Genomic DNA, 14540 nt, shown 5'->3' on the forward strand with positions numbered 1-14540 from the left:
GGGGTGGGTCAGATTTAGATGAAATCGGTGGGTTAAGACTCGGTGGAAATCAACACTTCGATCTCATCCAGCCGCAAGCAGAAATTTACCGAGCACCACTCACGCCGGAAATAGGATCACTCCCAAAAGTGAGATGAGCGTGTTAGAAACTCCAGGATCCTGCGTGACCTGTACCGGTCAGCCGAGTGGCATTGCGGAAGCCGCCCGGCAACAAGAAGTGGAATGCGCAGTGGAAGTTGAAAAGCTGGAACGCCGCACTCGTAACCCTGGGCTGCAAGGACGGCGCGATTGAAGGTCTGATATCTATCGCGCCGATTCGCGGCGCGGCACCACACACCCATTGCGGGCGATGACCATGCAATGCGAAGCCTGACAACCTTCAGGTTCTAATTAGCCCTGGAGTCAATCACATGCTTCACAAAATCATGAGCAGACATCGGGGCAGAGAATGCATTCCCTTGTCCCACCCGGCATCCCAATCGACGCAGCAAGGTCATGCAACCTTCGCTCTCGATTCCTTCCGCTACGATGCCCACGTCCAGAAGCCGCGCAAGATCGATCGCGGTCGCCACGATCCCGCGGCAAGTAACGAGACTTTCAATGTCGCGCACAAATGAGGCGTCGATCTTGATCTCGTCGAATGGCATCCTGGCAACCCGCTCGAGAGCAGCAGGCCTCACTCCGAAACCGTTCAGCGACACGATGAACCCACACGCACGCAGCGTATTCAGAGCCGTCGACAAGGTAAGGTCATCGACCGTATGCGTGTCATCGATCAACTCGATCTTCAGCAAAGCGGGCGACAGGTTCGCACCATGCATGCTGCTGGTCAGCCGCTGCACGAATTCGGGCGTACAGATTGCCTGCGATGAGATACCGACGGCCATAGGCACTTCGGCACGCCGCGCACGTAACTCATGGAGCACGCTGACCACGCGGTTTCTCATGAAACCGAACAGCAGCAAATCCAGGCCAAGGCGCCGAACGACCGGGAAAAGCTGTGTCGAAGGGATATCGCCCAACGCAGGGTGCCGCCAGCTTGCCAGCACTTCGGCCCCGACAATGTCGCGTGTTTGCAGGTCGTGCTGCGGCTGGAACTCCACATACAGACCATCGCCGGATATCACCGCCCTGACGACTTCTTCGTCAGTTAGCGATTCGATGTCGATGCAATTGTCGGCCTTGACCGTGTGCTGCCGGGCCAGCGCAGTGAGCGCATCATGCAGACCCAATGGACCGCCGCTACGGGTAATCTCGACCTGCAAACCCGTCCGCCTTGCGAGGCTGGCATGGCACTCCAGGGCGCTCAGATCGATTCCCCCTACGCGAGCAAACTCCCGGTCGTTGACCACCGCGTTTCGTCCAAGCCAGGCGCTTCGACGTGGTCTCGCAACGGCAGGCGAGTATTCGCCCCACCACAGGACCCGCGGGCGCTGGTGGGCAGGAAGACGGGTGTTTGCCCTGAGCGTCTCGGGCAGGAGCAACGCACTGTGATCGTCCGAGTCAAGATCGGCCACGATGATGTCGAACGTCGACTCACTCAAGCGAGAAATGGCATCCGCCAGCGACGACGCATTTTCAAAGCGTTCGACGCCCATGTTCCCCAGAATCGAGAACAGTTTTTGCGCGCGAACCGGGTCGGACGCCAAAGTCATCACGCAGAGGGCGGAGAATTCGGGCAGTGATGTCGCTTGTTGGTCAGCCATGTCCGTCTGCCAGTTTTGAAGAAAGCGAAAGTCTATCTGCGCGCTTTAGACCGCCCTATCGGATCAGGACTAAAAGCGATATGAAAACCCCAACGCGACTCCAGCTAGAATGCTGACCAGACCCACATCCGGCATCGTCGCCCGCGCACATCGCGGCAGCGAGCGCAAGACCGGCCCACTCAGGAGACCGTCGTGACATCACCCGCTCAACAGCACTCCGCTGCGCCCCCCGTCGACCCCGGCACCATCTCCGCGCGCCTCGACCGCCTGCCCGCCACACGTTCGATCTGGAAGCTCGTCGTGCTGCTAAGCCTCGGGTTCTTTTTCGAACTGTATGACCTGCTCTATACCGGCTATGTCGCGCCAGGCCTCGTGAAGAGTGGCCTGCTCACTCCGACGACACAGGGTCTGTTCGGCACCACCGGCGTAGCAAGTTTTATCGCGGCGTTGTTTGCGGGGCTGTTCATCGGCACCATCGCGTGCGGCTTTCTCGCCGACCGCTTCGGCCGGCGCGCGATCTTCACGTATTCGCTGCTGTGGTACACCGTCGCGAATGTCGTGATGGCGTTTCAGGAGACTGCCACCGGTCTCAACTTCTGGCGCTTCGTCGCGGGCGTCGGGATCGGCGTCGAACTCGTCACGATCGGCACCTACATCTCCGAGCTGGTGCCGAAGCACGTTCGCGGTCGCGCGTTTGCCTGTGAACAGGCCGTCGGTTTCCTGTCGGTACCGGTGGTCGCGTTTCTCTCTTATCTGCTGGTGCCGCATGCGCCGTTCGGAATCGACGGCTGGCGCTGGGTCGTGTTGATCGGCGCGCATGGCGCGCTGTTCGTCTGGTGGATTCGCCGGGCACTGCCGGAAAGCCCGCGCTGGCTCGCACAACAGGGCCGGCTCGATGAAGCGGACCGCGTGATGTGCGCGCTCGAAGCGAAGGTCGAAGCGGAATCGGGGCGTCCGCTGCCGCCGCCTGCCGCTGCCGTGCCGGTACTTGCGCAGGGGCGCTTCACGGATATGTGGGTACCGCCGTACCGCAGCCGCACGCTGATGCTGGTGATCTTCAACGTATTCCAGACCGTGGGGTTCTACGGCTTCGCTAACTGGGTGCCAACGCTGCTGATCAAGCAGGGCATCACCGTCACGACGAGCCTGATGTACTCGACACTGATCGCGCTCGCCGCGCCCGTCGGGCCGTTGATCGGCCTTTTCATCGCCGATCGTCTCGAGCGCAAGACGGTGATCGTGTTAATGGCTGCGGCGAACATCGTGTGTGGTCTGTGGTTCAGTCAGGTGGCGAATGCTGTGCTGCTCGTGAGTCTCGGCATCTGTCTGACGCTCGCGAACAACATCATGTCGTATAGCTTCCATGCGTATCAGTCGGAGCTTTTCCCGACCAGTATTCGTGCGCGGGCTGTCGGCTTTGTCTATTCGTGGAGCCGCTTCTCGGCGATCTTCACGGCCTTTCTGATCGCGGGAGTGCTGCGGGAATTCGGCACGGTCGGTGTGTTCATGTTTATCGCCGGGGCGATGGCGATGGTGATGCTGGCGATCGGCTTGATGGGACCGCGTACCCGCGGTATTGCGCTCGAAGAGATTTCTCACTAACGCCAGCGTGCGTGCCCTGTGACACTCAGGTCGACGGGCACGCCCATGGCCAGCACGACGCGCTACGCTTCCAGCGCAAGTGTCGCAAACGTGGCGAGCCAGTGCTCGCCCATGTAGTCGCCGGCGACGTGCGCGAGTGCGCTGTCCAGATGCCGCTGTGCCGCATCGAGAAGCGGCGCGCGACGAGCGTCGTCAGCGGGCAGTGCGCGGGCCAGCGAGCGCTGGCACCACGCACGGCTCAGGTTCAACCCATCCAGATGCGCGATCTTGCCGTCGCTGCGATCGGTTACGGTAACCGGTGTGAACAGCGTGACCGGTTGGCTTTGCGCAAGGTCGGGCAAAAAGCGCGTGAACCAGTCCGCGAATTGCGCTTCCGGTAGTACGCGCCGCATCAACTCGGCTTCCATCAGCGACGGCGACAGAAACTCGTCGCCTGCGGGCTCCCATGCCTGGCAAGCCGCATCGTTCAGATACCAACGCTTCGCGGTCTCGACGATCAGCGCAGCGAGTGCATCGCGCGATGTCTGCCGCGCGAAATCGAGTGTCAACGCCAATGCAAACGCCATGTTGAAATGCGTGCCGACGCGCAATGGATACGTCGCCTTCGGCAGAAATTCCTCGAAGCGCTCGACGAAGGCACCGGTCAGTGGCGCGAACGTAGTTGCCCATCGTTCGGCATGTGGATGCGTCGAGGTATGTAGCTGACCAGCAAGCGCGAGCAACCAGGCCCAGCCATACGGCCGCTCGAACCCGCGATTGTGCGGCAGGTCAAGATACGCGCGTTCGCCCGCTACGTTCTCCGCAGTGAAATGGCCATCGACCACAGCACCCACCCGCTCCGCTTCCGGCAGATCCGGAAAACGTTCTAGCAGATGCAGCACAAGCCAGTAGCCGTGCACGCACGAGTGCCAGTCGTAGCTGCCGTAGAAGATCGGATGCAGCGCGCGCGGCCCTTGCACGTCCTGCGGACCCGCGAGCGCATGAGTGAGTTTGTTCGGGTATTCGCGCGTGAGATGGTCGAGCGCAAGCGTTGCGAATTTCGATGCAATAGCGGAGGTGAGTTGGGCGGTCATCGGCGTCTCTTCGGAAAGCCTGCGGAAGTGAGGACAGGCGAGGCAGGAACGCATTGTGCCTCGATTGTGCCACCGCTGCTATGTAGGTCGATACGCGCCGCCGCACGCGCCATGTAGCGCGGCTTAGCGACGCAACCTCTCACTACTGAACCGGCAACACCGATCTGCTCGTCGGAGCGACTGAAACGAGCAGCGCTGCGCAGAGCGATAGTCCGGACACTATAAGCAGACCCGCTACTGTCCAGCCACAGTGTTCTTTAAGCGCGCCGAAAACGTAAGCGACAAGCGGTACCGGTAGATAGAAACTGCTGAAAAAGAGACCAATTGCCCAGCTTTCCCGAGACGGTGCAAGGGATTCGCTCATCCACGTCAGCAGATTGACGTAGGCGCCCGCACCGATGACAACGCCGAACACAGCGGACATCATGATATGGAAGGTCGGCGACCCACTCAAACCACCGAACAGTGCGCCACCTACGATGGCTGCTGCCACAAAGCCACCGATTAACGTTCTGCGCGACCCGTACGTGTGGCCAAGCCAACCGCCGTGTAACGCAAACAATGTACCAAACCCATAGGCACCGACCGCCACATTGGCCAGGCTTGGCGGGAACCGTTGGCTTTCTTGCAGGTAAGGCACGTACTGCAGCAGATAACCGTACACTGCAAAGCTTAGCAAGATCACCGCTGCGGTAGGCAACAACAGATGCGTGGACCGGCGAACTTGTGTAGTCCTATGGCGCGTGTCGCCTGGTGACTTGAACGCGTCACCTCTGTTCTTTTCGGTAAAGGCCGGCTTGACGAGCCATACAACAAGAAAAGTGGCAGGCAATGCTGTCAAACCAAGCACTGTATGGAGGATCCTCCAGCCGTATGCGTGGAAAACAACGCCTCCTAAATTGGGTCCAAGAGCGGCACCGATCCCAAAGGTGAATGTAAACGCACCGGCCACCAGCGCGCGATTTTTTGGAAAATTGGCCATCCCGATGGCAAGGACGGCCACCAGGTGTACGCCAATCCCGATTCCGGTCAGAAATCTCAGCGCAATATATTGCGGTACGTTTTGTACATAGGCCACCAGACCCGTTCCGATAGAAAACAGGGCTAGCCCGCCGATGACGAGAAGTTTCCGCTGTACGCGACCTGCCAGCCAGGCAGCGGGAAGTGCCGAGAGGCCTGCGCCGAAATATAAGGCCACATACGACGTGCTGAATTGCTGGGCTGACATGGCGAGTGCGAGCTGGACACTCGGGATGACGACGGAGAACACTTGCCTGTCCAGCACGCTGACTACACAGGTCAGCATCAAGACAATGAACATGCCGTGAGATCCGGAATTTTCCTCCGGGTAACGTGTACTACGCATCGCCTCGATCATTTTTCGTGCTGCTCAACGCGGTCGACTTCGTGCCAGCAGCGCACGAAGTCGCGTAGCACGCTGGCGGAGAATTCCTCGTCTTCGAAATATTCTCCGGTGCGCAGCAAATGATCCAGTTGTTCGCCCATCTCCGCCATTTGGTCCCAACCGAGCGTTAACGCTGCGCCGTGTATGCGATGTGCAGCGCGAGCAGCAAGGTCTACCTCACCGAGCACAATCGCTTCGAGCAGCGCCGTTACGTCATCCGTCATCAAGCGACGAATCTTCTCTGAGTTGAAATCGGTGTGATCGGGTTGCGCATCTGGAAGCGGTCTCGCTTCGACACCGCACCAGAGCGAAATCACGTCCTCGAGTTTCGCAAGGCGGATCGGCTTGCTCAACACGCCGTCCATCCCCGCGTCGAAACAACGCTCCGTATGCGCGCTCCCCGTTGATGCGGAGATCGCGACGATCGGGCAGCGTTCGCGTTTCCTTTCTGTCTCCAGGTTGCGCATGGTGGCCGCCAGCGTATATCCGTCCATATCCTGTAGATGGCAGTCCAGCAGGATGAGGTCGAATTTATGGGCAGCAAACGCGGCCATCGCCGTCGCACCATCCGGGGCGACAGTGGCCTTGCAGCCAAGCCGTCCAACCTGGGCCGCCAGCACTTCCTGATTCGCCGGCGTGTCTTCCACGATCAGAACGTGTGCAGCAGAATTCGCGCTTGATGATGCATGCGCCGAAATCAAAGCCGCTGGCACTTGCGTAGCGGGCAGTCGATCGGATTCACTGGCAATCGCGGCGCCTAGCGAAACGGTTATCGTCGTGCCTGTTCCAACAACGCTGTGCATCGCGACGGTACCGTGCATCAAGGTTACCAGTTCGCGGCAAATGACCAGGCCCAGTCCAGTGCCTCCCGATGTCCTGTATGACTGATCGGCCTGGGAGTAAGGTTTGAACAAAGTTGCTTGCACCGCTGCGGAAATTCCGGCGCCGCTATCGATCACCTTGATTTCCAGATGTTTGTGCTTTCCGTCGTCGCCATCGGTTGCGCAGACTTTTATCTTCACTTCACCAGTCGACGTGAATTTAATGGCGTTCGATACGAGGTTATGTACAACCTGAGCGAGGCGAGACTCGTCCAGCATCAGCAGGCCAATGGCCGGTTGAATCTCCGTTGTCAGCGCGATGCCCTTCTCGCTCGCGCGCAACTGATGCAGATCCGCGACGTCATTCACGAGGGTTTGAATATCGACGGGACCTGGCATCAGCTTGAGTTGCCCCGCCTCCAGCCTGGTGATATCCAGCACGTTGTCCAGCAGTCGTAACAGCATGTTCGCGCCCGCGTTGGCGAGATCGACGAAATGCTGCTGGCGCTGGTCGAGCGTGGTGTAACGCAGCAGTTCTACGGCTGCGAGGACGGAATTCATCGGTGAGCGAATCTCATGACTCATCACCGCGAGGAACATCGTCTTCTCGCGCTCGCTGCGGATTGCCCGCTTATGCAGCCGGTTTGCCTGCCATGCCAGACCGATTAGAAGCACGATGGCGAGGCTGATCAATGCAAGCTCGTGGGCGTAATAGCCAGCGACGACACTGAGGGAAAGCGCGCCATGTTCGGTGGCGGCAAGCCATCTGGCTCTTATGTCGTTTGCCTGAGATGCCGTAATAGCCGCCAGGGCTTTTTGTACGATCGAGTAGAGAACCGGCTGGTCACTGCTCACCGCCATCGAAAGATTCGACATCAGTCCGGTCGCAACACCCGATATTTGCAGAATCTCCTCGTACTGATGCTGCAGATACGGGATCAGAGAGGCTTCGCTGCCGAGGGTGACATCGGCTCTGCCGTCGGCGACCATCTCCAGCGCTTCTTCGGTCGAGCGACCGATGACAACCCGACTTTGTGGAGCCCGGCTGCGAATGATCGGCCCTAGCGCGCTCGCGGACGACAGCGCAATGACTTTGCCATTCAGATCCTCAATATCGAAGACAACCGGTTCCTTGCTTCGCGTCACTATGATCGTGGCGCCCGAATAAAAAGGCGTGGTATAGGAGACCCCATCGGTCTGCGGCAATGTGCCGGCGCTTCGCACTGAAGACACCAGATCGACCTGATTCTGTCTGAGCAGGTTAGTCCGTTGCTCTGCGGTTTCCGTTTCGACGTAAACAAACTTCAATCCCGTCTTGAGGGCAATGTTGGCGAGGTATTCGGCTGACAGGCCGTGCAAGGTTCCACCTTGCATGTACTCGATAGGCACCGAGTAGGCGCCGACCGCGACTCGCAATACAGGGTGATGGTGAATCCAGGCCTGCTCGTCGGAAGTCAGTCCGAGAGGGTTTGCATCCGGTGCTGCAGAGGCCCACGGATTGACAAGGCCGAGCAAAATCCACAGCACACAGAAACGGAACACCCTCATGACGACTGCGCCGTGTGCTTGATCTTGAAAAGTTCGTTGTTCGACGTGACGCCCAGTTTGCGAAATGCCGCTGTTTTCTGGGTACTGATCGTTTTGAGGCTGCGATTGAATTTCTGTGCGATCTCAGTGATGGTCATGCCGTCGAGATAGCATCGAATCACCTCGCGCTCCCTCGCCGACAAGCCGGCGCCGGACAGAATATCCGTTCCGGCTTCCGGGTCGTATGACGTGCTGGTGTCGGCGATGCGGTAGGACATATCCGTGTTGAGGTAGATGACCCCGGTCGCAACCGAACGTATCGCCTTGACGAGTTCGGTCATATCCGCGCCTTTGCCCACGAATCCCCGCGCACCAACCCGCAGGGCCAGGGCGACCGTACCGGGGTCATGGTGTGTGGAGAGGATCAGGATCCGGCACTCGGGCGCCTTGACACGCACGGCACGGATCAGCGACGCACCGTCCAGTTCGTCCGCGCTCAGCGAGTAATCGAGCAACAGCACGTCGATCGGCGTAGCGCGCAACCCAGCCAGGAGTTCACGGCTGGTGGCATAGACCCCCACTATGTCTAGATCGGCTTCGGCACCGAGGCAGCTGACCAGGCCGTGACGGACGATCGCGTGGTCATCGAGTACTGCAACGCGTAGTCGTTTCATGAAAAGAGCTCACACATCGGCCGTCCCTTCCTTTCATTAATCATTCAATTTCGAGCGTGCAGCAATTGTCAAAAAAAATCGAATCACTAAAGTAATGTAGCAAGAATCCGCCGGAAAACAACGAGCGGGAGTGCGATAGGCGGCCGGCCCGCAAAGCTACCCGGAACGACCGTTGCGTCAACGAGGGAAGAAACGCCGTGATCGACCTTGCGAGGCGTCGATGTCAGTTCATTTTGAAGTCACCGCTATTTGTCGATCGATAATTCGACCGATAATCTATTTTTCACAAGAATTAATTGAAATTCAGCAGACCCTGCACTGTATGGACAACGTTCCGCTCGAAAAATAAGACTATTCCTATTTCCTTCATTACGTTTGTTAAGGAATGTTAATTGGAGGGGTGCTGATGATCCGATGCAGACACCGCCTTTTCCACCACGTCGTTCAACCAGTCGTTGATGCTGACATCGGCCAGTTCCGCACGGATGGCGATCTTCTGCCGCAATTCGTCCGATTTTGGACGAAAGGTCATTTTCCCTTTCCAGGTCTTCTCCGGCTGGATTCCGTTTTCTGCGCAATACCCCAGATATTCGTCGACGACCGTCCGGAAACTAAGATCGAGCTCGACACCGTCTTTTCCGGCAAACGACAGCACCGTTTTGGCTCCAAGTACAGACCCATAAAGCATCTGGTCATCCGCGTCATATTCGACCTTACCAATAAAGCCTTTATATTCGACAGCATTCTTCACAATCCACTCCTTCAATCAAGAACACTTGCATCCATACATTGCCGGAGGATGCCTGGCTATCTGCAAATGGGTCCTCAAGTCATGCACCGCGCCTTTGTCCATTAACGGTTTCGGGTGAGGTCGATGCGAAATCCAGATAACGCCATTGCCAAAGTCGCTCCTCATGCCGCTCTTCGTGCGGTTGACCTTCGATCCCAACATCGTCAACAACCGCTCGACGTCGTTCCAGTCGACATTTGGTGACGCAGGGAGCCTGACGATTTCGCACAAGATCTTGCAGAGCTTCGAGTTCAACGGCATCTGGTTTCTCCATGGTGTCATAAAGTGACACCACAATCAAGCGTCACGAAATATCGGTGGCTGATGTGTGGTGCGTTGCCCAGCTACAAGGCATAAGGGTTCCTCGATCATCCCCGAAGGACCGGCCCCACACTCCTCTAACGAATGTCCAGCAATCGCAGCCCTCTCCCGATTTACCCGAATCTGCCACCCCACGTGCTGCGACGCACAATTCAATATCTCGATTACTCCGGTTGACCTGTCGGGAAAACCACACGGACTCCTTTCTCGCAATGCACCAATGCCAGTTTCTTGACACGCATTGTCGAGACTGCTGTACTAAATAAACTAGAGTGATTTAATCGACACCGCCCGCGGCACGCCGAGCCGCAAACGGTCAGTCGTCAACGAGAGGCGCAACGAACGCCCGTCCATCTCAGATCGACATCGTCAACTACCGGAGGAGCAACCCATGAATCAGCATTCCCGCAAGCACCCTGTCGCACGGCGACTCGTTTCGATATGCGTGGCCGCATCCGCGGTCTGGTGCGCGAGCGCGACGCTTGCCGCCGACCAGCCGGTCGTCGGCCTCATCACGAAGACCGACACGAATCCGTACTTCGTGAAGATGAAACAGGGTGCCGAAGGCGCGGCACAGAAAAGCGGTGCCAAGCTGCTCACCGCTGCGGGCAAGTTCGACGGCGACAACGCAAGCCAGGTCACCGCTATCGAAAACATGGTAACGGCCGGCGCGAAGGCCATCCTGATCACGCCAAGCGATACGAAGGCAATCGTGCCGAGCATCCAGAAGGCACGCGCCGCGGGCACGATGGTGATCGCACTCGATACGGCGACCGAGCCGCAAACAGCCACCGACGCCCTCTTCGCCACCGATAACTTCAAGGCCGGCGTCCTGATCGGCCAATACGCGAAGGCGGCTCTCGGCAACAAGCCGGCGAAGATCGCGACACTCGATCTCGCACCCGGCATCTCGGTTGGTGTGCAGCGACACAACGGCTTCCTGCAGGGCTTCGGTGTGAAGGAAGGCGACGCGGCGATTGTCTGCAGCCAGGACACACGCGGCGACCAGGCGAAGGGACAGACGGCAATGGAAAACTGCCTGCAGAAGTCGCCGGATATCAACGTCGTCTACACGATCAACGAACCGGCGGCAGCGGGCGCGTATCGCGCGCTGAAGTCCGCGGGCAAGGACAAGAGCGTGATGATCGTCTCGATCGACGGCGGCTGCGAAGGCGTGCGCAACGTCAAGGCCGGCGAGATCGCGGCAACCTCGCAGCAGTACCCGCTGAAGATGGCCGAACTCGGTGTGGAAGCCGGCGTCGAGTATGCGAAGACCGGCAAGAAGGTCGCCGGCTATCGCGACACGGGCGTGACACTGATCACCGACAAACCGATGGCCGGTGTCGACAGCAAGGACACGAAGTTCGGTCTCGACAACTGCTGGGGCAACAAGTAACGCGCGGGTAGCGGGACGCGCTCGGGCCCGTCTCGCACCAGCATTGAAGGCAGTGCGCCGCCGCGCACTACCCCGAATGCTCACCTCAGCGCACCGCGCTACGCCTTTGCATCGAGGAAATCATCATGTCGACTCCCACTGCGTCCGCGTCCTCATCGCGCCGCCTCACCGACCGTCTGCCGTCGCTTGCGGAAATCGGTCCGCTCATCGCATTGCTACTGGCGGGACTGTTCTTCGTCTCGCAGAGCGATCGCTTTCTGTCGTTCCAGAATCTCTCGCTGATCCTGCAGCAGACGATGGTCGTCGCCGTCATCGCAATCGGCCAGACGCTGATCGTGTTGACGGGCGGCATCGATCTGTCGTGCGGCATGGTGATGGCGTTCGGCTCGATCATCATGACCAAGTTCGCGGTCGTGCTCGGTGTACCACCGGTGCTGGCGATCTTCTGCGGGATCGCGGGCAGCATGTTGTTTGGCGTGCTCAACGGCGTGTTGATCACGCGAATCAAGCTGCCACCGTTCATCGTGACGCTTGGCACGTTGAACATCGCGTTCGCGATTACGCAGATCTATTCGAATGCGGAGAGCGTATCCAGCCTGCCCGACGCGATCATGTTCTTCGGCAACACGTTCCGGGTCGGTCCCGCGGAGATCACTTACGGCACCGTGCTCGCGCTGCTGATGTATCTCGCCGCGTGGTTCGTGCTGCGCGATACCGTGCCGGGGCGCCATCTATATGCACTCGGTAACAACGCAGAAGCTGCGCGCCTGATGGGCCTGTCGTCACAACGCATCCTTCTCACGGTCTATACGCTCGCCGGCGCGATCTACGGGATCGCCGCGCTGCTGTCGGTTTCGCGCACCGGAGTCGGCGATCCGCAGGCAGGACAAACGGAGAACCTCGACAGTATTACGGCCGTTGTGCTCGGTGGGACGAGTCTGTTCGGCGGGCGCGGCTCGGTGGTGGGCACGTTGCTCGGCGCGTTGATTGTCGGCGTGTTCCGCAATGGCCTCACGTTGATCGGTGTGTCGTCGGTGTACCAGGTGCTGATCACCGGCATGCTGGTGATTCTCGCAGTCGCCGCCGACAAACTCTCACACCGTCGCGCGTAAGCGCAGGGACACAGGAGATCGATATGTCGACACCTCAATCCACTGCCGCTGCGTCCGGCACAGTCACACCGGTGCTGCAGGCTCGCGGCCTCGTCAAGCGCTACGGCCAGGTCACTGCGCTCGACGGCTGCGATTTCGAAGTCCTGCCCGGCGAAATTCTCGCGGTAATCGGCGATAACGGCGCGGGCAAGTCGTCGCTGATCAAGGCGTTGTCCGGCGCGACTGTGCCCGACGAAGGCGAGATCCTGCTCGACGGCAAGCCGGTGAAATTCCGCAGTCCGCTCGACGCACGCGAGCAAGGCATCGAAACCGTCTATCAGGAACTCGCGGTCGCACCGGCGATGAGCATCGCTGAAAACCTGTTCCTCGCGCGCGAAATCGTCAAGCGCGGCTGGCGCGGCTCGATCCTCAAGATGATCGACAAGCGCCGCATGCTGGAGGAAGCAACCGCGCACATGAAGGATCTGCAGATCGGCATCCGCTCGATGCGGCAGGCCGTCGAAACATTATCGGGCGGCCAGCGCCAGGGCGTCGCTGTCGCGCGCAGCGCGGCCTTTGCGCGACATGTGGTCATTCTCGACGAACCGACAGCCGCACTCGGCGTGAAGGAAGGCAACATGGTGCTGGAGCTGATTCGCCGCGTGCGAGATCGTGGCTTGCCCGTCATCCTGATCAGCCACAACATGCCGCACGTGTTCGAGGTCGCCGATCGTATCCACATCCAGCGTCTCGGCCGGCGCGCGGCTGTTGTCAACACGAAGGACATCCATATGTCCGAAGCGGTGGCGATCATGACCGGAGCGAAGGAAGCGGACGTCAAGGCGATCGCATGATCTCTCTGCGCAACTTCGCGCACAACTGACAGACACGCTCATGAATCCCCCTACCCGTTCGCCGCCCAGACGCACGGTCGGCTCGAACCAGGTCGGCATGCGCCAGTTCAACGAGCGGATCGTGCTGCAGGCAATCCGCCTGCACGGCCCGTTGCCGAAGGCCGACGTCGGCCGGCTCACACGGCTATCGATGCAGACTGTGTCGATGATCGTCGAACGGCTGATTAGCGATGGACTGCTTGCCAAGCAGCCGCGTGTGCGTGGTCGCATCGGTCAACCGTCGGTGCCGATTGCGCTACGGCCCGACGGCGCGTTCACGATCGGCATCAAGGTCGGGCGCCGCAGCCTCGATGTGCTAGCGATGGATTTCACCGGCAACGTCTGCTGCCGCGAGGTGCTCGACTACGCGTATCCCGACCCGCGTATGCTGTTTCCCGCACTCGAAAGCAAGCTTGCGCGCGTGAACGATGCGCTCGGCGCGCGGGCCGCGAAAGTGGTCGGTGTCGGTGTGGCTGCGCCGTTATGGCTCGGCGGCTGGCGCGACTTTCTCGGCGCGCCGCAGGAGGCGCTCGACGCGTGGCACGACATCGACATCCGCAGCCGCATCGAAGCGATGACCGGCCTGCCCGTCGAATTCGCGAAAGACACGACAGCAGCATGCGCCGCCGAACTCGTGATGGGCCAGGGCCGTGGCATTCACAACTTTCTGTATCTGTTCGTCGGCACGTTTATCGGCGGTGGGCTCGTGATCGATGGGCGCCTGCACAGCGGTCCGCACGACAATGCCGGCGCGGTCGGTTCGATCCCGCTACCGGGCGCTACGCGTCAGGGTACGCAGCAACCGGCGCGGCAACTGTTGCACGCGGCCTCCGGTTTCGTGCTCGAGCAGGCGATCGCCGCAGCGGGCGCACCGCCGGCTGCGGCACACGATCATCGCGCACTGTCAGCGGACCTGTGGCGCCACACCGAACAGTGGCTCGATACCGCGTGCCCGGCGATTGCCGGCGCGTTAACGAACGCCGCAGCGCTACTCGATCTCGATGCAGTGGTAATCGACGGCGAGCTCGACCGGCAACTCGTGCGCGAAATCATTCGTCGCACGGAGCGCGTGCTCGACGGTTTCGAATGGGAGGGGATAGTGCGACCGCAACTGCTCGAAGGAACCATCGGTGCGGACGCACGTGCGATGGGCGGCGCAATATTGCCGCTCTATGCGCATTTTGCCCCGGTACACGAGCTGTTTTTGAAGCCGGCCGCTGAGGCCGATCAATGAGATCGCG

At 59.7% G+C, this 14540-nt stretch carries 12 protein-coding genes; 6 read left to right on the forward strand and 6 right to left on the reverse strand.

Features of this window, described 5'->3' with window-relative positions; translation table 11 throughout:
* Positions 1-386: 386 nt before the first annotated feature.
* Positions 387-1706, reverse strand: coding sequence for an EAL domain-containing protein (locus M0D65_RS12700; RefSeq protein WP_266252965.1), 1320 nt, complete (start codon positions 1704-1706; stop codon positions 387-389).
* Positions 1707-1898: 192 nt separating this feature from the next.
* Between M0D65_RS12700 and M0D65_RS12705 the strand changes: the two genes are divergently transcribed.
* On the forward strand, positions 1899-3308 hold the full coding sequence (locus M0D65_RS12705) for an MFS transporter (protein ID WP_266252966.1): 1410 nt from the start codon (positions 1899-1901) through the stop codon (positions 3306-3308).
* 62 nt (positions 3309-3370) lie between these two features.
* Here M0D65_RS12705 and M0D65_RS12710 read toward each other — a convergent pair whose 3' ends face one another.
* The 5 genes from M0D65_RS12710 to M0D65_RS12730 form a co-directional block, all read right to left on the reverse strand.
* Positions 3371-4381 (reverse strand): DUF2891 domain-containing protein, encoded by a 1011-nt coding sequence (locus M0D65_RS12710; RefSeq protein WP_266252967.1) that lies wholly within the window; start codon positions 4379-4381, stop codon positions 3371-3373.
* Between the two features lie 142 nt (positions 4382-4523).
* The gene (locus M0D65_RS12715) at positions 4524-5759 is read right to left on the reverse strand and encodes an MFS transporter (RefSeq protein WP_266252968.1); all 1236 of its coding nucleotides are present in this window, start codon (positions 5757-5759) and stop codon (positions 4524-4526) included.
* Positions 5756-8155 (reverse strand): transporter substrate-binding domain-containing protein, encoded by a 2400-nt coding sequence (locus M0D65_RS12720; RefSeq protein ID WP_266252970.1) that lies wholly within the window; start codon positions 8153-8155, stop codon positions 5756-5758. The genes M0D65_RS12715 and M0D65_RS12720 overlap by 4 nt, the downstream gene beginning before the upstream one ends.
* Positions 8152-8808 (reverse strand): response regulator transcription factor, encoded by a 657-nt coding sequence (locus M0D65_RS12725; protein ID WP_091007427.1) that lies wholly within the window; start codon positions 8806-8808, stop codon positions 8152-8154. The genes M0D65_RS12720 and M0D65_RS12725 overlap by 4 nt, the downstream gene beginning before the upstream one ends.
* Before the next feature lie 388 nt (positions 8809-9196).
* Complete coding sequence (locus M0D65_RS12730) at positions 9197-9559, reverse strand: type II toxin-antitoxin system HicB family antitoxin (RefSeq protein WP_266252971.1); 363 nt, start codon at positions 9557-9559, stop codon at positions 9197-9199.
* 145 nt (positions 9560-9704) lie between these two features.
* Here M0D65_RS12730 and M0D65_RS12735 point away from each other — a divergent pair, with 145 nt between their 5' ends.
* The 5 genes from M0D65_RS12735 (at position 9705) to M0D65_RS12755 (ending at position 14533) form a co-directional block, all read left to right on the forward strand.
* Complete coding sequence (locus M0D65_RS12735) at positions 9705-9887, forward strand: hypothetical protein (RefSeq protein WP_266252972.1); 183 nt, start codon at positions 9705-9707, stop codon at positions 9885-9887.
* Positions 9888-10310: 423 nt separating this feature from the next.
* Entirely contained in the window at positions 10311-11315 is a 1005-nt protein-coding gene (locus M0D65_RS12740) for a sugar ABC transporter substrate-binding protein (protein WP_091007432.1), read from the forward strand.
* A gap of 125 nt (positions 11316-11440) precedes the next feature.
* Entirely contained in the window at positions 11441-12427 is a 987-nt protein-coding gene (locus M0D65_RS12745) for an ABC transporter permease (protein WP_266252973.1), read from the forward strand.
* Between the two features lie 23 nt (positions 12428-12450).
* Positions 12451-13260 (forward strand): ATP-binding cassette domain-containing protein, encoded by an 810-nt coding sequence (locus M0D65_RS12750; RefSeq protein WP_091007439.1) that lies wholly within the window; start codon positions 12451-12453, stop codon positions 13258-13260.
* Between the two features lie 40 nt (positions 13261-13300).
* Positions 13301-14533 (forward strand): ROK family transcriptional regulator, encoded by a 1233-nt coding sequence (locus M0D65_RS12755; RefSeq protein ID WP_266252974.1) that lies wholly within the window; start codon positions 13301-13303, stop codon positions 14531-14533.
* Positions 14534-14540 lie beyond the last annotated feature (7 nt).

The organism is Paraburkholderia sp. CHISQ3 (assembly GCF_030464945.1).
Classification (GTDB): Bacteria; Pseudomonadota; Gammaproteobacteria; order Burkholderiales; family Burkholderiaceae; genus Paraburkholderia; species Paraburkholderia megapolitana.